Below are 251 nucleotides of genomic sequence, written 5' to 3'. Positions count from 1 at the left end.
CCGACAGCGGCGACACAGTCGAGCTTCGCTTCGACAGTCCTCCTTCGAAGACTGCCACGCTTCTGATAAAGGGCGACAGGACAGGATCCGCTCCAAAAACCGTTCCCTGTACATACGAACTCGAACCCATCCAGAAGGGCGCGCTCGAGAGCCCGGTCGTCAAGATCACGTTCAACGACAAACAGACTATGACGATCGCTTGCGATCCACTGTCGGACAACTGTCACGCTGACGGCTACCCGATGGTCGGC

General features: G+C 57.8%; 1 pseudogene. It reads left to right on the top strand.

Going from position 1 to position 251, the window contains the following annotated elements:
* Positions 1 to 251: pseudogene (locus tag SB753_RS39685) on the top strand (hypothetical protein); the annotation flags it as partial.

Origin of the sequence: Paraburkholderia sp. SIMBA_053 (genome assembly GCF_046534895.1) — a bacterium.
GTDB classification, from domain to species: domain Bacteria; phylum Pseudomonadota; class Gammaproteobacteria; order Burkholderiales; family Burkholderiaceae; genus Paraburkholderia; species Paraburkholderia caledonica.
Note: the sequence above shows the minus strand (reverse complement) of the source record. Positions and strands in the feature narration are given on the sequence as shown.